Origin of the sequence: uncultured Lacinutrix sp. (genome assembly GCF_947500605.1) — a bacterium.
Taxonomy (GTDB): Bacteria; Bacteroidota; Bacteroidia; order Flavobacteriales; family Flavobacteriaceae; genus Lacinutrix.
Map to the genome: position 1 here is coordinate 70,016 of NZ_CANMSJ010000010.1, position 19,887 is coordinate 89,902.

Annotated in this window: 13 protein-coding genes; 6 read left to right on the forward strand and 7 right to left on the reverse strand. The window is 32.3% G+C overall.

Going from position 1 to position 19,887, the window contains the following annotated elements; translation table 11 throughout:
* Window positions 1–32: 32 nt before the first annotated feature.
* Window positions 33–1,310: a replication-associated recombination protein A gene (locus Q0935_RS13475; protein ID WP_299387114.1), complete on the forward strand. Its 1,278-nt coding sequence runs from the start codon at window positions 33–35 to the stop codon at window positions 1,308–1,310.
* An 18-nt stretch (window positions 1,311–1,328) separates the two neighbouring features.
* Here Q0935_RS13475 and Q0935_RS13480 read toward each other — a convergent pair whose 3' ends face one another.
* The 4 genes from Q0935_RS13480 to radC form a co-directional block, all read right to left on the reverse strand.
* The gene (locus Q0935_RS13480; protein ID WP_299387117.1) at window positions 1,329–2,171 is read right to left on the reverse strand and encodes a hypothetical protein; all 843 of its coding nucleotides are present in this window, start codon (window positions 2,169–2,171) and stop codon (window positions 1,329–1,331) included.
* Between the two features lie 8 nt (window positions 2,172–2,179).
* Window positions 2,180–2,866 (reverse strand): YjjG family noncanonical pyrimidine nucleotidase, encoded by a 687-nt coding sequence (locus tag Q0935_RS13485; RefSeq protein WP_299254047.1) that lies wholly within the window; start codon window positions 2,864–2,866, stop codon window positions 2,180–2,182.
* Window positions 2,856–4,157, reverse strand: a complete 1,302-nt coding sequence (locus tag Q0935_RS13490) for a polysaccharide deacetylase family protein (RefSeq protein ID WP_299387122.1) — start codon at window positions 4,155–4,157, stop codon at window positions 2,856–2,858. The genes Q0935_RS13485 and Q0935_RS13490 overlap by 11 nt, the downstream gene beginning before the upstream one ends.
* A 99-nt stretch (window positions 4,158–4,256) precedes the next feature.
* Window positions 4,257–4,955 (reverse strand): DNA repair protein RadC, encoded by a 699-nt coding sequence (gene radC, locus Q0935_RS13495; protein WP_299387126.1) that lies wholly within the window; start codon window positions 4,953–4,955, stop codon window positions 4,257–4,259.
* Window positions 4,956–5,074: 119 nt separating this feature from the next.
* Between radC and Q0935_RS13500 the strand changes: the two genes are divergently transcribed.
* Together Q0935_RS13500 and Q0935_RS13505 are read left to right on the forward strand one after the other, a co-directional pair.
* Window positions 5,075–5,668, forward strand: a complete 594-nt coding sequence (locus tag Q0935_RS13500; RefSeq protein ID WP_299387129.1) for an FMN-binding negative transcriptional regulator — start codon at window positions 5,075–5,077, stop codon at window positions 5,666–5,668.
* 97 nt (window positions 5,669–5,765) lie between these two features.
* Window positions 5,766–6,263, forward strand: a complete 498-nt coding sequence (locus Q0935_RS13505; RefSeq protein WP_299387133.1) for a hypothetical protein — start codon at window positions 5,766–5,768, stop codon at window positions 6,261–6,263.
* 155 nt (window positions 6,264–6,418) lie between these two features.
* On the opposite strand, the gene murC is transcribed toward Q0935_RS13505, so the two are convergent.
* Both murC and Q0935_RS13515 read right to left on the reverse strand, forming a co-directional pair.
* Entirely contained in the window at window positions 6,419–7,774 is a 1,356-nt protein-coding gene (gene murC / locus Q0935_RS13510) for a Mur ligase domain-containing protein (protein WP_299387137.1), read from the reverse strand.
* Between the two features lie 512 nt (window positions 7,775–8,286).
* A complete protein-coding gene (locus Q0935_RS13515) occupies window positions 8,287–9,243 on the reverse strand; it encodes a hypothetical protein (RefSeq protein ID WP_299387140.1) in 957 nt (318 codons plus the stop codon).
* Between the two features lie 174 nt (window positions 9,244–9,417).
* On the opposite strand from Q0935_RS13515, the gene Q0935_RS13520 reads away from it, so the two are divergent.
* Both Q0935_RS13520 and Q0935_RS13525 read left to right on the forward strand, forming a co-directional pair.
* On the forward strand, window positions 9,418–15,834 hold the full coding sequence (locus Q0935_RS13520; RefSeq protein ID WP_299387143.1) for an alpha-2-macroglobulin: 6,417 nt from the start codon (window positions 9,418–9,420) through the stop codon (window positions 15,832–15,834).
* Between the two features lie 302 nt (window positions 15,835–16,136).
* Window positions 16,137–16,511 carry a DoxX family membrane protein gene (locus Q0935_RS13525; protein WP_299387148.1) on the forward strand — a complete coding sequence of 125 codons (375 nt, stop codon included), beginning with the start codon at window positions 16,137–16,139 and terminating at the stop codon, window positions 16,509–16,511.
* Window positions 16,512–16,589: 78 nt separating this feature from the next.
* Here Q0935_RS13525 and Q0935_RS13530 read toward each other — a convergent pair whose 3' ends face one another.
* Complete coding sequence (locus Q0935_RS13530) at window positions 16,590–19,226, reverse strand: valine--tRNA ligase (protein ID WP_299387153.1); 2,637 nt, start codon at window positions 19,224–19,226, stop codon at window positions 16,590–16,592.
* 185 nt (window positions 19,227–19,411) lie between these two features.
* Between Q0935_RS13530 and Q0935_RS13535 the strand changes: the two genes are divergently transcribed.
* Entirely contained in the window at window positions 19,412–19,840 is a 429-nt protein-coding gene (locus Q0935_RS13535) for a DUF1573 domain-containing protein (RefSeq protein ID WP_299254017.1), read from the forward strand.
* Window positions 19,841–19,887 lie beyond the last annotated feature (47 nt).

Sequence of the window (19,887 nt, forward strand, 5' to 3'; positions counted from 1 at the left end):
CCATAAAACAAAAAAAAGATTAATTTTACTTTATGAATATTCCTTTAGCCGAAAGATTAAGACCTAAAACATTAGAAGATTACGTTAGCCAGGCACATTTGGTTGGTGAAAACGGAACACTTACAAAACAAATTAATTTGGGCATGATTGCCTCGATGATTTTTTGGGGACCTCCAGGAATAGGAAAAACAACACTTGCAAATATTATTGCAGAAACATCTGGCAGACCATTTTATACATTAAGTGCTATTAGTTCGGGTGTAAAAGATGTGCGTGATGTAATAGAAAAAGCCAAACAAAGTGGTGGTTTGTTTACTACTAAAAACCCTATACTTTTTATAGATGAAATACACAGATTTAGCAAGTCTCAACAAGATTCTCTTTTACAAGCTGTAGAAAAAGGATGGGTTACTTTAATTGGTGCAACTACCGAAAATCCTAGTTTCGAGGTTATTCCTGCTTTATTGTCACGCTGTCAGGTTTACATTCTTAAACCGTTTGATAAAAACGATTTAGAGGTGCTTTTAAAACGTGCTATAGAAACTGATGCCGAAATATCTAAGAAAAATATAAAGCTTAAAGAAACCGATGCATTACTAAGGCTATCTGGCGGTGATGCAAGAAAATTATTAAATATTTTTGAGCTTATTGTAAATTCTGAAGCTTCTAACAAAGTAACAATTACTAATGAGCTCGTTTTAGATAAGGTACAAAACAATACTGTGCGTTACGATAAAACTGGAGAACAGCATTATGATATCGTTTCGGCGTTTATAAAGTCTATTCGTGGTAGCGACCCAAATGCTGCCGTGTATTATTTAGCACGAATGGTTGAAGGAGGAGAAGATGTAAAATTTATTGCTAGACGTTTACTTATTTTGGCTAGTGAAGATATTGGAAATGCTAATCCTACGGCATTAGTAATGGCAAATACTACATTTCAAGCTGTTACTACTATTGGTTACCCGGAATCTCGTATAATATTGAGCCAATGTGCAACGTATTTAGCCTGTTCTCCTAAAAGTAATGCTGCGTATATGGCTATTGGTCATGCTCAACAATTAGTTAAGCAAACGGGTGATTTATCTGTGCCATTAGCAATGCGAAATGCGCCTACCAAACTTATGAAAGAGATTGGTTATGGTGAAGATTATAAATATTCTCATGATTATGAGAACAGCTTTGCCTCTCAAGAATTTTTACCTAAAGAGATTGTTAACACAAAACTTTATAATCCTGGTGACAATGCTAGAGAAAAAGCACAGCGCGATTTTTTAAAATCGCGCTGGAAAGAAAAATATGGTTACTAGTTTTAAATTTTATATAAACTAAAACTTGATGTTTACAATTTTTGTTTGCAGGATTTCATTTTTGTAATATTCTAATATCCAGTTTGCATCTAACTTATATAATATTGCATTTTCACCTTCAACTAAATAAACATTAGACATACCAGTTTCTTTTATATTGTAAACCACTTTTGGTGTACTATCTACTAGTTGAAATCCGTTTTCTATTTTTTGTGCATATAAAACATCTACTCTCTTAAAAGTTTCTGGCGATGGAGAAACAGCAACTATTTCTTTAGCTTTAGCCACTACTACATCTTCTACTTTAGATTCTTTAACAACTACTTCCTTTTCGTTTTTTAAGTTTTCTATTTCTTCTTTTAACATCTTAATCTCCTCTTGCTCTTTAGCTATATCTGGCGTATTACTCTTTAATAAAAGCATATTTTCGGGATTATAACTATAATTAGCACTTTCAATACTTTTAAACGCATTTCTTAACGCTTGATTATAGGCAATTTTAAAATTTTTATCTCTAGATTCACCTTCTGTACTTGTAAAAACAACTTGATTTTTACAATTTGTTAATTGTACAACTAACTTTGTTTTAAACATTGTAGATTCCTTTAATAGATTTGCTTTTAAACCAAGACAGTTATTTTTCGCGTAGTCACTTGGTAAAACTTCATCTTCTATTAAGGCTTCGAAATTATATTTTTCGAATAGAAATTTTGTTAATGAATTTAATCTATACTGATCTGCTTCTTTTAAGAAATCGAACTTATTTGGAATAATAATATATTTATAATCGTTTAAGCTTTGTTGTGCTGATACTGATGTAAAAGCGATTAAAGCAAGTAAAATTAAAACTGTTTTTTTCATAATAATATTTATAAGTATTTCTTTAATTCAAGTAAGTGGTTGACTTCTTTTATTTCGTTTTCTAAATCCACATTATGGTAATTATAACAAATAGCATCTAAACCAATGTTTAATGCTCCAAGAATGTCGGCTTCATAATTATCTCCAATCATTATGCCACTCTCTTTAGAGATATTAGCCATTTTTAAAGCATGATTAAACACTTTAGGATTTGGCTTTTTAACACCAACGGTTTCAGAACTTGTAACAGTATTGAAGTAATGTGCTATTTTAGATTTTTCTAATTTTACTTGTTGCACTTCTTCAAAACCATTTGTAATGATATGTAATTTATATTTTGATTTTAAATAGTCTAAAATTTCAATGGTACCATCGAAAACATGATTGTAAGTTGTTAAATAGTCAATATAATCTATAGATAATTGATGTATTACATCATCTTGAACAACCATCTCCAATGCATCGAAAGAATCTTTAAGTCTTCCATAGCGCAAATTACTTTTAGAGACTTTTTCGTTTGTAAACAATTTCCAATATTTTAAATTTATTGGTTGGTAAACTTCCGAAAAACGATCTAAATCCACAACAACATTATTTTTTTCGAAAATAATTTCAAAGGTTAATGCTGAGTTTTTATCGAAATCCCAAAGTGTATGGTCTAAATCGAAAAAGACATCTGTAATTTTAGTTTTCATGTGAAGAATCGAGTATTATATTAAAAAGTTCCTTGTAGGCTTTCCAAATTGGATAAGCGCCAAAGGTATAATTATGAAACACAGAAACAAACTCACCATTAACATTTTTAACCTCTTTAATTATTCGGTTAAGATGCATTTTCTTATCTAAAGTAGACTGGTATTTTAATAATGCGTTATCAAGAACATGATAAGTATTTATACGTAATGGTGTTTGAATTTCGTAATCCAAATCGTAGAAAAAGAAAGGTGTACAGGTTCCTGCACGAAAACCAATATGATTAATATAACCCATTGTGAAATCTTCTGGAATTTCTAATTCCATTAGGTTTCTATAAGATTCTGGCAAGTTTAATTTTGAGAAAGACTGTCTAGATGCACATAAATCTTGGTTAATTATCGCTTCCATTCTCAACTTTTCGGTTTTAAGAATTGAAATATTATTTAAAGCAAAATAAGAGGCTTTTAGTCCTATTCTAGAGTAGTCTCCTACTTCTTTTATTAGGGAAATAAACTTGCTTTTTTGGGCATTTATATTTTTATCGTAAGTAGATAAATCACCAATTAAAAAGAAAAACACAAACTTATCTTTAACTTGTTTCTGCCTATTAATAATATACTTGAAGGTATCGAAAGGATCGTGTTGAAATCCAAAAATTACAGAATATCTCTTGTATACATTTTTTAATCTAAGACGAAACAAGTCACTAAACGTACCACCAATAGTACGCATAATTCCTTTTAATTTATAATTATATGCCATTGGCACATCTATTACTGGTGTAATTTTATACTCTCGTTCTGGAAATAAAAATTCTGGGTATTGTATCTCTAATGCTTTTCTAAATTTAAACGCCCAAATATCTACAACCGGTTGTCTTAAAAAACCATTATTAAAAGCCAAACTTTCCTCTGCTGTAAAACGACCAAACTCATCTTTTACGTGAGGTAAATATTCTTCGTAACGGCTTAATAAATAAAATGATGCTGCAAAAATATCGAATGGTAACGCGCTTTGTTCTCCATTAGCAAAAAAACATTTTGTTTCTTCCCAATCGCTTACCTTAGTTTCTACATCGCTTAAACCTTGCTCGAAAAGTAACTCTTGAGAACGAATAAAAAACTCGTTGCCTAAAGGTTGCCTTGAATAAGACATTTTCATGCTGTCGTGCGCTATAAAATCTTCTACTGTTGCAGTAAAACTCACTGGTATACCTAAAATTCGCGTACATATTTGCTTAAATGTATAGCGTAGTCTTGGTGTAATTTTATGAGTGTAAACTAATAACATAGGCAGTGACAAATTCTAAAAGGTTAAAAATACCAAATTCCAACCGCAATTGCTGTAAAACTATAATTGTTTAAGTAATATTAATAAGAATTTAGGATTCTAAAGAATACCTTCATCAGCAAAGCTAAAATAAGCGCTTTCTGTAATAATTAAATGATCGAGCACTTTAATATCTAAACTTTGGCCTGCTGTTTTTAACTTTAAAGTAAGGTCTTTGTCGGCTTGACTTGGTTTTAAGGTTCCTGAGGGATGGTTATGCGCTAATATAATACCAATAGCTCCAACTTCTAAAGCTATTTTAAGTGCCAACCGCACATCTACCAAAGTACCAGTAATACCACCTTTACTTAATTGATTTTTTTGAATAACTTTATTAGAATTGTTTAAATACACTATCCAAAATTCTTCGTGTGGCAGCTCTCCAATTAAAGGCTGCATAAGTTCGAATACAGATTTGCTAGAAGTTATCTTTTTACGCTCTAAAGCCTCACCTCCTCTTCTACGTCTTCCCAACTCTAAAGCAGCTACAATAGAAATGGCTTTTGCTTCGCCAATACCTTTAAATTCCATAAGTTGTTTTATGGATAGTTTACCAAGTTCGCTTAGGTTATTATCTGCGCTTGCTAGAATACGTTTGCATAAACCAACGGCACTTTCCTCTCTATTTCCAGAACCTATTAATATGGCAACCAACTCGGCATCGCTTAAAGTTGCTTTACCTTTATCTCTTAGTTTTTCTCTAGGCTGATCGTCTTGAGACCAGTTTTTTATGGAGAATGAAGCTAATTTTTCTGTCATTTAGTAAATCTACATATTTTTAACGACTTTATAATGAAGCACTTTCACCTCAGCACTATTAATTTATAAGTTCGTTTAATTGTTGTAAATTTCAGTTTATTATACAATAAATTTTGAGTTTGAAATATCCACCAAAACATCACCAAGACAACGATAGAAATCATATTATTAATGTCATTAAAACCTATCCATTAGCAACGCTTGTTTCTGTAAAAGACAATGAGCCTATAATTACACATTTACCATTAATTTTAAAGAATGATAAATTGGTAGGGCACATAGATATTTACAATCCACAAACCGAATTACTAAAAGGCAATAACGATGTAACAATATTGTTTTACGGTCCGCAATGTTATATTTCTCCAAGTATTTACAGCACAACACAATTACCAACCTGGAACTATATTCGCGTACACCTAAAAGGAAAAGTAAATGCTATAGAAAGCACAGAAAATTTAAAAGAATCGCTTATAGATATGACCGAGTTTCTAGAAGCGCCCGACCATAAATATGTTTTAGGTGCAGATAATCCAAGATTAGATGCTAACCTTAACTATATAAAAATGTTTGAGATTGAAATTGAGTCTTGGGAAGGTAAATTTAAACTCTCACAAGACAAACACCCAAAAGATATTAAAAGTGCGAGAGCCGAATTAGTTCGCGCTAACCAAGAGAGTCTTAAGGTGTTTTTGGATGGAGTCTTTGAGTGATTTTCTCAACTTGACTTTGTCAAAAAAAAAGCCTGACTTCGTTTAACTTATCATATAAAACATTGAAACGATTTTATCTTTACAAAAAATTATACAAATGAAAAAAAATCGATATTTATTAATAATCCTTATTAGTTTTCTGTTACTTAACTCTTGTTCAGATGATGATGATAATGATGCTATACAAACTTGTCCTCAAACTGAAATTGCTTCAATGAAAATTAATGGAGAATTAAAACAATTTGAAATTAATGGAAGAGGAATTGATTTAGATAACGATGGCTCAGGTCACACTTTAAGTTTGTGGCTATTTACAGGTGTTTTTCAACCACAGCAAGACTCATATGCAGTAACCATAGAACTGCCATATAAAAAAACAGGCACTAACATCATTGAGGGATTTAATTATTTTAGAGTTCAAAATGCAACTTCTACAGAAGGTGATTTTGTTGAAGGTGAATTTGAAAGTAAAGTTATAGTTAATACAAATTCGTGTTTTAGCGCTTCTTTTTCAGGACATGCAATAATAGACGGAAATGAAATTGTAATCACGGAAGGAATTGTTAAACATGTTTACGATGAACCTTTCGACTAATAATCTCATTTAAAAACGTTATATGACTTACGACTTGATCTTTGCTTATTTGTAAAATACTGCTAAATTTTTCAAGACCAATTTTTATTTGGGAAACTCTGTACTAAAAAAAGCAACTAACCATACACAAAACCGTTAAACAAAAGCTTCAAAAACTACCCAATAACCGCCTGCAAAGCCTCAAAATCCAATCCACCATAATTACCAGAACTCATTAATAATAATGCTTTATCTTCAAAATTCTGAGAGAATAAAAAGTCTTTAAATTCCTCTGGATTAGTATAGATAATTAAATCGTTGCGCTCGAAAGCACTAGCTATTTGTTCTTTTGTAACTTCTTCAAGCTTTTTAATTTCTACTGCATGAGGAGAATAAAAAACAACGGCAACATCGGCAGCATCAAGTGCGCCTTTGTATTCTTTTAAAAACTCAGCATTTAAACTACTATAAGTATGTAATTCTAGACAAGCAACTAACGTACGGTTTGCGTACTGCTCTTTAACAGCATTTGTAGTCGCTTCTACTTTACTTGGTGAGTGTGCAAAATCTTTGTAAGCAACACTGTTTTTGCTTTCTGCTATTTTCTCTAAACGTTTACTTGCACCTTTAAAAGTGGAGATTGCTTCGTAAAAATCGTCCTCATCAATTCCCATGTGTTGGCAAATCCATTTTGCTCCTGCAAGATTGTTTAAATTATGCTTCCCAAAAACCTCTATTGGCAAAGGACCTTCTGGTGTTTCTAATAATGTTTCTCCGTTTTCTACAGTATATTCTGGAGTTTGGTAAGCAATTTTTCTAATTTGGTTTTCGCTAGCTTCCACTACTCTTTTAACCTCAGCATCTTCTTCGTTATAATTAATGCTTCCGCCTTGCACTATCGAATCTACAAAAATACTAAACTGCTCTACATAGTTTTCGTACGTTGGAAACACATTAATATGATCCCAAGCTATTCCGCTTAACAAAGCAATATTTGGTTTGTATAAATGAAATTTTGGTCGTCTATCTATTGGAGAACTTAAGTACTCGTCTCCTTCAAGAACAATAAAATCGTTCTCTTCTGTTAGTTTCACCATAACATCAAAACCTTCCAGTTGTGCACCAACCATATAATCAACATCGCGATCATGATAATGCATAACATGCAAAATCATAGAAGTAATAGTTGTTTTACCATGACTTCCACCAATTACTACTCTGGTTTTATGTTTAGACTGCTCGTATAAAAACTCTGGGTAACTGTATATTTTTAGTCCAAGTTCTTGTGCTTTTAGCAACTCTGGATTATCCTTTTTAGCATGCATTCCTAAAACAATAGCATCTAAATTAGATGTTATTTTTTCTGGAAACCATCCAAAAGCTTCAGGCAATAAACCTTTAGTTTCTAATCGCGATTTAGAAGGCTCGAAAATAGTATCGTCACTTCCTGTTACTTGGTATCCTTTGTTATGTAATGCTAGTGCTAGGTTGTGCATTGCACTACCGCCAATGGCTATAAAATGTACGTTCATGTTCTTATTTTGAAGTATTCAAAGATAGTAATTGATAGCTGAATTTTGAAGTGAATTTTATAGTTGTTTTATATATGAAATAAAAATATGCATTCCATGTTACTTGTCATTCAGAAGGAGGAGCGACTTAAGAATCTTTAATCACCTAAACAAAGAGATTCTTCGCTGCTCTCTGAATGACAAGCATTATACAAAAGTACTCTATAAATCTCAACGTAACCTCAACGAAAATAAGTGTTATAAAAACAAACTCTCATGCCACTTGTCATTCAGAAGGAAGAATGACTGAAGAATCTTTAATCACCTAAAAACAAGATTCTTCGCTGCGCTCTGAATGACAAAACAAAGACTACAAAAAGTACTCTGTGAATCTCTGCTTAACTTCAGCAAAACTAAGTGTTATAAAAACAAACCCTCATGCCACCTGTCATTTAGAAGGAAGAATGACTGAAGAATCTTCAACCATCTAAAAAACAAGATTCTTCCCTGCGTTCTAAATGACAGAACAAAGCCTATAAACTCTCAATCTCTTCCTTAAACGCCTTAAAAACTTCAATTTTAGGCAAACTAACTATAGCTTTATCTATCCAAACTGTAGCTTGTTCTTTATTCTTTTTATGCTTATAAATTTGTGCTAATCTGTAATATGCCCAAGCTTTCGGCACACCATCTTTAGCACTATAATTCTTGATATAAACTTTAAGGCAAAACTCACCTTTTTCTAACTGCACATTATAATCTGCACACACCTTCCCAATTTGGTAATGCATCGCATTGCGTTTGTGCTTTAAATGTGCTGCTTCAATGTTGCTTATTGCCTCAGTAGATTTCCCTTCTTTTTCGTAAAGCTTTGTTAGCTTATCGTAACAAGTAATAGAGCCACCTTCCTCAATGGCTTTCTTATAAAATTTTTCGGCTAATTCTGGTTCGTTATCGTATTCATAAATATAACCTTTGGCCAAATAACCATCTACTTTAGATAGGTTTTCTAACTCATTGGCATACTTAAAACTTTTGCTTTTACTACCTCCAATAATACCTGGCAATTGCATGTATAACTCTACTAATGCCCAACGTGTATCTATATGTTTAGGATCTAGTTCTGCAGCTTTTAAAAAAGCACCTTTAACATCGCCTATAATTCCTAATGCCTTTATTTTACTAATTGTTAAGGCTTTCATGCCTAAAGCACCACCATATTTATAATGATAATTAGCCTCGTTTGGTTTTGTTTCAACTAACTTTTTATAATACACAATAGCATTGTCCCATTTTTCTTGATGTCCGTAAGCATCACCTAGTAATTCGGTTGCCTTAATATCATTAGGATTTGTTTCTAAATAAGAAATTAAACTTTTTTCGGCTTTGATAAATTGCTTATTATTCATCATTACTTCTGCTTCAGAAACAGAAGTTTGCCCTAATAAAATTAGAGGCAGAAAGAATAATACTAGCAAGATGTTTTTCATAATTTATAAGTTAGCGCTAAAATAATAATCTATTGGTATTGTTTTTGATTTCCTCAACGAAAATAAAAGCTTTACTTTTAATAACGCTTAGTTTACTCATTGAAACGTCTATGTCACACATTTAGTGTTTTCTTAATGAGACTTCGTAATTATATTGCCTTAAAAATGTACAAAATGAACAAATTAGTTTCCATATTAATGATTATCCTTTTTGCCAATACTTCTTTTTCTCAAACCAATAATTATTCCAATTTATGGACAGACGTTGAGAATTTTGAAATTGAAGGTTTGCCAAAATCTGCATTAAAAGCTTTAGAGAAAATTAAAGCTAAGGCTAAAGCCGAAAACAATTCACCTCAACTTATTAAAATAATGCTGTTTAAAAGCAAGTTTATGCTTACGCTGGAAGAAGATGCGCAGCTTAGTATTATTAATGCTTTTAAAACTGAAATAAATAAAACTAACGCACCAACTAAAAATGTGTTAGAGAATATTTTGGCAACTTTATACTGGCAATATTTTCAGCAAAACAGATATAAATTCTACAACCGTACAAAAACGAATGAAAAAGCAGATAATGAAGATTTTAGAACTTGGGATTTAGAAACACTTTTTGAAGAAGTCCATTTACACTATAAAAATTCTTTAGACAACGGATTGATTTTACAGCAAACCGATTTAAAAGATTTTGATGTTTTACTAAATAAAAATGAAGGTTCTAAAATTTACAGACCAACGCTATTTGATTTTTTAGCACACAATGCGCTTATTTTCTATAAACATAAAGAAAGCCGAATCACAAAACCTGCATATAAATTTATTATTGATGATGAAGAATATTTATCGGCTTCATATAAATATGCGAATTTAAGAATCGTATCTAAAGACACATCTTCCTTAGAGTTGAATGCGTTAAAACTATATCAAGAGCTTATCAAATTTCATTTAAAAGACAAAGAACCTTACGCTTTAGCCGATGCCAATATCGAACGTTTAAATTTTGTAAAACAATACGCTACTTTTAGTAATAAAGAAGCCGTTTATATTGACGCCCTTAAAGCAGAAATTGAAAAACATAAAGCGCACGAGGTCTCTGCTTTATACAGTTTTCAGTTAGCCTCAATTTATAATACCCAAGGCACATCTTACGATGCAGAAGCAAACCCAGAGCCGCGATGGAAAATTAAAGAAGCCATTGCCATTTGCGATGCTGCTATTTCCAAATTTCCAAAAAGTAAAGGTGCAGAACAGTGTAGCGTGTTAAAGCAACACATGGAGAACCCGAATTTACAAATAATGACAGAGGCAACACTTCCTATTCAAAAAGAAGCGAGACTTTTAGTTACTTACAAAGAATTAAATGCTGTTAATCTTACGGCTTATAAACTTTCAGAAAAACAATATAACGCCTTTGCAAAAATTTATAAAAAAGACGAGCGAGATGCCTTTATTAAGAACCTTGATCCATCTAAAAACTGGGATGCATCACTTAAAAACGACAAAGATTACCAAATTCATACTACCGAAATCCTGATGCCTAAACTGGATAACGGTCGTTATCTAATAACCGCTAACACTTCAGCTTTAAAAGAAAACTTTACTGCATATACGTTGGTTCAGTTTACCAACATTGCAATGTTGGAACATGACGATTCAGAGAAAAAATACCTGCAATTTATTGATAGAAATAATGGTGAACCAATTGCGAATGCAAAAGTAACTATTGAATACACGTATGGAAATGAAAAAGTTGAAACCGTTAATACAACAACCGATTCTAAAGGTAAACTAACCATTACTAAATCTAGAAAAAGAAGAAATAATGCCAATATAAAAATTGAAAAAACTGGTGATATTGCATATTATCAAAACATTTACATAAATAGTTATTATAGAGATAGAAATAGAGATGATAAACCAAGGTATAATACTTTTGTTTTTACAGATAGAAGTATTTACAGACCAGGACAAACAGTCTTTTTTAAAGGTATTACAATAAAAACCGAAGACAACAAGTCTCAAGTTATTGCAAACAAAAAAATAAAAGCCATCCTTTTTAATGTTAATGGCGAAACGGTAAAAGAACTCGAATTAAAAACTAACGATTATGGTTCTGTTGCCGGTGAGTTTATTTTACCAGATGGCGGATTAACAGGTAATTTTACTGTTCGTTTACAAGGTAACAACTCACATAGTGGTTATACTAGTATTCAAGTTGAAGAATATAAACGTCCTAAATTCGAAACCAATTTTAAACCTATTACCGAAACCATAAAGGTTAACGATAGCGTAAACATTACAGGAGAAGCTTTAGCTTTTGCAGGATCGACTATTAGCGATGCAAAGGTAGTTTACCGTGTAAAACGTAATGTGCAATATCCGCGTTGGTACTATTGGAGACAACCTAACAACTCTTCAAATCAAGGACAAGAAATTACACAAGGCGAAACCACTACAGATGCTGCTGGTAATTACGAGATTACTTTTAAAGCCATTCCAGATGAAACTGCAGACAAAACAAGCTTGCCTATTTTTAACTACGAAATTACCGCAGATGTTACAGACATTAATGGAGAAACCAGAAGCACATCTACAATTGTTAATGTTGGTTATCATGCTTTAACGGCAACTATTGCTATTGGAAACAGTTTAGACAAAACAAGTAAAGATCATAAAATAGCAATCGATACACGTAATCTAAACGGTGAGTTTGTTCCTGCAAAAGGCACACTTAAAATATATAAGCTTAATGCTCCAGATAATGTATTAAGAACAAGACCTTGGCTAGCTCCAGATTATCAAAATTTTACCGAAACCGAATTTAAACAACGTTTCCCTCACGATGCTTATACAAACGAACACCAACCTGAAAACTGGAAAAAAGGAAAACTTGTTTTCGATAAAAAATTCGATACCGAAAAGTCTAAAACATTAGATTTAGGAAACATTAAAAAATGGAGTTCTGGTGAATACATTATACTACTAGAAACCAAAGATAAATTTGGACAAGCTGTAAAAGACGAAGCAAAAACAAGAGTGTTTAGCGAGAAAGACCAGCTATTGGCAGACAACCAATTATTCCAGATTACAACAGACAAAGAGACTTACACTACTGGTGATACCGTAAAATTAACATTAGCGACTGCTGCAGATAATATTTGGGTTACTGTAGACGTAGAAAAGGATCACAAAATTATTAATACATACATCGTAAAACTAAACAAAAACAAGAAATCTATTCGTATTCCTGTAACACCAAAAGATCTTGGTGGCTTTGCAATACATTACAGTTTTGCTGCTTTTAATAGTTTCCATACTAATACGGTTAAAATAAATGTTCCGTATCCTAAAACCGATTTAGAAATTGAAACGCTAACCTTTAGAGACAAGCTTCAACCTGGAACAGACGAGACTTGGAAATTTAAAATTAAAGGCCCAAAAGGAGATAAAGTAGCAGCCGAGCTATTAGCAAGTATGTACGATGCTTCTTTAGATGAATTTAAACCTCATAACTGGAATTTTAATCCTATTTATCGTTATACTTATTACTCTAGCTTTAGACGTAATGCTTACAAGAGTTTTTCTAATACTAATTTTAATGTGCAACGCAATACGGCTTTTAAGAACTACCCTAATTATGAACCACAACAGTTCGACCAATTAAACTGGTTTGGCTTTAATTTAAGCAGCCCATGGATGTACGAACAATATTTATGGAAACTACAACAAAAAAAGACTATTACTAGTTATGATAAAGACCTTAAAAAAGGAACTATTATAGGATATGTTTTTGGCATAGACAATTTGCCGCTTCCAGGAGCAAAAATATATGTTTCAGGAGAAAAAACAACAGCAACTTCAGATTTCGATGGCTACTTTTCTATTGCAGCTAAAGTAGGAGATAAAATAGTAATATTCTATGTTGGCCAAGAAACCTCCATTACATTAGGAAAAGACAATACTTTAAAAATTTATTTACATACAAGTGAAAGTAATTTAGAAGAAGTTACAATTACTGCTTTGGGAATTAAAAGAGAAAAAGATGAAACAACAACAGTTAATCAAGAACGAAAAATGACTCCTCCTGCAATGAAAATGGAAGATAGTGATGATAATGGAGATCCTGAATATTATTTTTACTTGAATAAAGCTAAATTAGTTCCTAACGATAAAATTTCAGCTAGTTCTGCACAAATGTTTATTTACGATGTTCCTAAAAAAACAGATTTCATTGGAGTGAAAATCCGTAAAAACCTTCAAGAAACAGCATTTTTCTTTCCGCAATTACAAACCGATAAAAACGGAAATGTCTCATTCAGTTTCACAACGCCAGAGGCACTTACCAAATGGAAATTACAACTGCTTGCACATACTAAAACATTAGAAAATGCAACCACATCTCTTACTACGGTAACTCAAAAAGAATTAATGGTATTACCTAATGTGCCTCGTTTTTTACGTCAAGGTGATCAAATTAAAATATCGACTAAAATATCTAATCTAACAGATAAAGAATTAAAAGGTGTTGCAGTGCTTCAGTTGTTTAATGCCTTAACAGGAGAATCTATAGATAACGAATTGTCTAACGCTAATAACGAGTTAGGTTTTACAGTAGACGCTAAAGGCAATACAAGCGTCACTTGGGATTTAGATGTTACAGACAATGTACAAGCCATTCAATATAAAATAATAGCAAAATCTGGTAATTATAGCGATGGAGAACAAAACGCATTACCTGTGCTAACCAACAGAATGTTAGTGACAGAGAGTTTACCAATGTGGATTCGTAGTAACCAAACTAAAACATTCACTTTAGATAAGCTTAAAAACAATACCTCAACAACACTTAAAAACCATAAGTTAACGCTAGAAATGACTAGTAATCCAGCATGGTATGCAGTACAAGCATTACCATATTTAATGGAGTATCCTTATGAATGCAACGAGCAAACCTTCTCTCGTTTTTATGCAAACGCATTAGCTAGCCACATTGCAAACTCAAATCCTAGAATTCAAGAGGTATTTAACCAATGGAAAAACACTGATGCTTTATTAAGCAACTTAGAGAAGAATCAAGAATTGAAATCTATTTTAATTCAGGAAACACCTTGGTTAAGAGATGCGCAAAGTGAAACCGAACAAAAAAAACGTATCGCGTTGTTATTCGATTTAAATAAAATGAATAACGAATTAGCGCGTGCTAAAAACAAGCTAAAACAAAACCAAATGTCTAATGGTGCATGGTCTTGGTTTGGAGATTATCGTGCTAATAGATATATCACTCAACACATTATTACAGGTTTTGGACACTTAGATAAACTAAATGTCGTTAAAAGCGATAGCGAAGAATCTATGATTAATAAAGCACTAAATTATTTAGATGCCGAATTTATTAAAGAATACAAAGACATTAGAAAATACAATAAAGAGGCCGATTTAAACACAGACCGCTTAAGTTACACACAATTGCATTATCTATACATGCGAAGCTTCTTCCCAGAGAAGAAACCAAGTAAAGAAGTTAGTGAAATTATGGCTTATTACCATTCTCAAATTAAAAACTATTGGTTAAAAAGACCTTTATACGCTAAAGGGATGATGGCTTTAGTAACATATAGAATGAAAGACGAAGTAACTTCTAAAAAGATTTTAAACTCTTTAAAAGAAACAAGTGTTACTAGCGAAGCATTAGGCATGTATTGGAAAGAAAACACAAATTCTTGGTATTGGTATCAAGCACCAATTGAAACGCAAGCATTAATGATTGAAGCCTTTTCTGAAGCTGGAACTACTATACAAACTGAAGCGAAAAATCTAGAAACTATAGACGAGCTTAAAATTTGGTTACTTAAAAATAAGCAAACCAACCGTTGGAAAACAACTAAAGCAACAACAGAAGCTGTTTACGCTTTACTGCTTCAAGGAAGCGACTGGCTTAGTGTTACGGATATGGTAGAAGTTATTGTTGGCGGACAACCTATTGAACCATCAAAATTAGAAGCAGTAAAAGTAGAAGCTGGAACTGGTTATTATAAAACAGCTTGGAATGGTTCTGAAATTACACCAGAAATGGCAGAGGTTAAGATTACTAAAAAAGGAAATGGAATTGCTTGGGGAAGTTTATACTGGCAATATTTTGAGGATTTAGATAAAATTACCTCAGCCGAAACACCTTTAAAACTGAAGAAGAAACTCTTCAAAAAAACAAATACAGATAAAGGTGAAGTAATAACTGATATTACTAAAGACACTAAGCTGGAAGTTGGAGATTTAGTTCGTGTTCGTATAGAGTTACGTAGTGATCGTGCTATGGAATTTGTACACATGAAAGATATGCGTGCAGCTGGTTTAGAACCTGTAAATGTATTATCGAAATACAAATACCAAGATGGTTTAGGTTATTATGAAGCAACAAAAGATGCTTCAACCAATTTCTTTTTCGACTATTTACCTAAAGGTATTTATGTTTTTGAATACGATTTACGTGTGAGTAATGCAGGAAATATGAGTAACGGTATTACAACAATACAAAGTATGTATGCTCCTGAATTTAGCAGTCATAGTGAAGGTACTCGTATTACTGTGGAATAAAATTCCTTTGAAAAAAGGAATCTCAGACTATGGAACCCTTATTACATACTTTCAGTTACACTGAGATTCACAGAGCTAACAAAGAGTTTACACAAAGAAAACACAGAAAGCTTTAAAATAACTCATGAACATTTGTCATTCCTGCGAAGGCAGGAATCCATTTTATCGTTATGCATTATAGATTCCTGCCTTCGCAGGAATGACAAATAGATGTAAGCTCAAACATAAGTTAACGACCAAGGAAAGCAATTAGATAGAATATAATCCTTAACTTTAAGTACTAACCAAAAACAAATAATATTATGAACTCAAAAGTATTTATGATTCTAAGAATTTTACTTGGAATCTTCGTTTTAATTTTCGGAATAAATAAATTTTTAAACTTCCTACCTGCTCCAGAAGGTATGAGTGCAGATGCAGGTGCTTATTTTGGCGCATTAGTAAACTCAAAAACTATGGTCTTAGTTGCTATAGTAGAAATAGCTGCAGGTTTAGCCTTAATCTTAAATAAGTTTGGAGCACTAATGGCTTTAATTTTAATGAGTGTATCTGTAAACGCAGTATTATTTCATGCCATTTTAGACCCTGCAAATATTGCTCCAGCACTAGCTCTATTAGCTTTAAACATTGTTGCATTAATTGGCTATAAAGATAAATACAAAACCTTATTGAGTTAATTCAATAAATTACTGTATAAAAAAAAGGCTTCCAAATTGGAAGCCTTTTTTATTCTATATTATCTATAACTAGTAATACTATTTTAAACTCGCTAAACTTGTTTTCACCGTTTCAATTTTAGCTAAAGCATCAGCTTCTTTTTTCTTTTCAGAAGCAACAACTTGCTCTGGAGCTCCTGCTACAAAACGTTCGTTAGAAAGCTTCTTTTGTACAGATTTAAGGAAACCTTCAGTATAGTTTAATTCTTCTGTTAACTTTATAATTTCTGCTTCAACATCAATAGCACCATCCATTGGTATAAAATACTCGTTAGATTTTACTCTAAAAGTTAATGCACCATCTACAGCTTCATTTACGTACTCTATACTTTCAAGATTACCCAATTTAGATATTACTTCGTCAAAAGTAGTGTTAGACTTTTCGTTATTAATTACAGAAAAACCTATAGCATCTTTAAACGCAATATTCTTTTCTTTTCTAACTGTTCTTATTCCTGAAATAACTTCCGAAGCAAACTCAAATTGAGAAATTAATTCTTTATTTATTGGTTTAGCTTCTGGCCATTTTGCAATAATTAAAGCTTCTTCTGGAGTACGCTCTGCAATATATTGCCAAATGTCTTCTGTTAAAAATGGCATAAAAGGATGTAATATTATCAAGTTCTCCTCGAATATCGCCATTACTCTATTGTATGTTTTAGCATCAATAGGTTGTTGATAAGCAGGCTTAACTATTTCTAATAACCATCCACAAAAATCATCATAAATCAATTTATAAATAGACATTAAAGCATCGCTTAAACGGTATTTACTAAAGTGATCTTCTATTTCTACTAAAGCGGTTTGAAACTTAGCTTCGTACCAATCTAAAGCAATTTTACTTGAGTTAGGCTGCGGTATTGTATCGTTAACTTCCCATAAATTTGTTAAGTTAAAAGCATTCCAAACCTTGTTTCCAAAACCTTTCCCTTGTTGGCAAAGTGCTTCGTCAAACATTAAATCGTTTCCTGCTGCACTACTAAATAACATACCAACACGTACACCATCTGCACTATATTCTTCGATAAGCTTTAAAGCATCAGGAGAGTTTCCTAAAGATTTAGACATTTTACGTCTTTGCTTATCGCGAACTAAACCTGTTAAGTATACATTGTTAAAAGGTTTTTCGTCTTTATACTCGTAACCTGCAATTATCATACGTGCTACCCAGAAGAATAAAATATCTGGACCAGTTACTAAATCGTTAGTAGGGTAATAATATTTAATTTCTTCGTTTTCTGGATTTCTAATACCGTCGAAAACACTCATTGGCCATAACCAAGAAGAGAACCATGTATCTAAAGCATCTGTATCTTGTTTTAAATCTTCAGCTTTTAAATCTGATTTACCTGTTACTTTCTGAGCTTTTTCTACTGCAGCTTCAATAGTTTCTGCAACTACAAAATCTTCTTTTCCATCTCCATAGAAATACGCAGGAATTTGTTGTCCCCAAAGTAACTGTCTAGAAATATTCCAATCGCGAATATTCTCTAACCAGTGACGATATGTGTTTTCAAACTTCTTAGGAAATAATTTAATTTCAGCATCTTCACCTAAAACAGCTTCTATTGCTGGCTTAACTAACTCTTCCATTTTTAAGAACCACTGGTCGCTTAATCTTGGTTCGATAACTGCTTTTGTTCTTTCGGAAGTTCCTACTTTATTAATATGCGTTTCAGTTTTAACTAAAACACCTGTTTCTTCTAATAATTTAGCAACATTTTTTCTTGCTACAAAACGATCTTGACCTTGAAATTGAAGTCCGAAACTATTTAAAGAAGCATCATCATTAAAAATATCGATAACCTCTAATTTATGCTTGTCTCCTAAAACTTTATCATTTTCATCGTGAGCAGGTGTTACTTTTAAACAACCTGTACCAAATTCTAAATCTACGTATTCGTCCTCTATAATAGGAATAATTCTTCCGCAGATAGGCACAATTGCTTTCTTACCTTTTAAATGAGTAAAACGCTCATCTTCTGGATTTATACATATTGCTGAATCACCAAAAATAGTTTCTGGTCTTGTAGTAGCGATGGTTAAAGTATCGTCGCTTCCTTCAATTTTATAATTTATATAATATAGGTTTCCTTGACGCTCTTCGTGTATTACTTCTTCGTCAGATAATGTTGTTTTAGCTTCAGGATCCCAGTTTACCATACGGTAACCTCTATATATTAATCCTTTTTCGTGTAAATCGACAAAAACCTTAATTACAGCTTCAGACATATCGTCGTCCATTGTAAATTTTGTGCGTTCCCAATCGCAAGAACAACCTAATTTTTTAAGTTGATCTAAGATTACACCACCATATTCTTCGGTCCATTCCCAAGCGTGTGCTAAAAACTCATCTCTTGTTAAGTCGTTTTTATCAATACCTTGTTCTTTTAAACGCGCAACAACTTTTGCTTCGGTAGCAATAGAAGCATGATCTGTTCCTGGTACCCAACATGCATTTTTACCTTGTAAACGTGCACGACGAATTAACACATCTTGAATTGTGTTATTAAGCATATGTCCCATGTGCAGTACACCTGTGACGTTTGGTGGAGGAATTACAATGGTGTAAGGTTCTCTTTCGTCTGGTGTAGAATGAAAATAATTATGCTCTGTCCAGTAGCTGTACCACTTGTCTTCTACGTTCTTTGCATCATATTTAGATGGAATGCTCATACTTTGGAATAGTTTTTGAATATTGATTAGCAAAAATACTTATATTTCTGTTTCTGCGAAATTTTAACCTGTATTAATGTATAGTTAAATGTGTTGAATGTACTTGCGAGATTGTATTACATCTAATATTTTTGCAGAAGGAATAAAAAGTAGTTAAATTTACGAACATTAAAAATCAAAATAAAATGAAAAATTTAATAACATTATTATTTGTAGGATTGATTACATTTTCAATTAATGCACAAGAAAAAGTAGCAAAAATTGAATTTAAAGAAACAACAATAGATTACGGTACCGTAGAGAAAGGAGCCAATGGCGTTAGAACTTTTGTATTTACAAATACTGGAGATGCTCCATTAATTGTATCTAAAGCAAGTTCCACTTGTGGCTGTACTGTTCCTAAGGCACCTAAAGCTCCAATTATGCCAGGAATGACTGGAGAAATTGAAGTAAAATATGACACTAAACGTGTTGCACCTATTAGAAAAACAATTACTGTTTTATCTAATGCAGTTACTCCAACAGTATCTTTAAAAATTAGAGGAGAAGTTATTGATCCTTCTAAAACAAGTGTATTAGAAAAGTCTAAGAACAAAAGCGTAATGGAGAAATAATCCATTAACCTTAAATATTTTAAAAGCCGAAAACTTAAGTTTTCGGC